Origin of the sequence: Parvimonas sp. D9, assembly GCF_035282565.1 — a bacterium.
Classification (GTDB): Bacteria; Bacillota; Clostridia; order Tissierellales; family Peptoniphilaceae; genus Parvimonas; species Parvimonas micra.
This window is the reverse complement of sequence record NZ_JAYKBM010000177.1, coordinates 1-263: the sequence shown is the minus strand read 5'-3', so window position 1 is coordinate 263 and position 263 is coordinate 1. Positions and strand designations below refer to the sequence as shown.

The following is a 263-nucleotide window of genomic DNA, read 5'->3' as shown; positions in this document are numbered from 1 at the left end:
ATTAATTTTGAAAGGTTGCCAGAGGATACCGAACATATAACCATATACGGGAACCAGAATTTACTGAAACTGGCCATTACCAATGTAGTACAGAATGCCTGTAAGTATTCTGATAATGGTAAGGTTACCATTTCACTGCATGCCAGCGAAACGCAGTGCATTGTAGTGGTGGAAGACCATGGTATTGGTATCCCGGAAAAAGAGCTGCGCTATATTTTTGATCCTTTCTTCCGTGCTTCCAATACCACCGCATACAAGGGATA

Annotated in this window: 1 protein-coding gene; it reads left to right on the top strand. The window is 41.8% G+C overall.

Features of this window, described 5'->3' with window-relative positions; translation table 11 throughout:
- The coding region (locus VJI94_RS08475; protein WP_324009046.1) for a HAMP domain-containing sensor histidine kinase at positions 1-263 on the top strand (263 nt) is incomplete at both ends.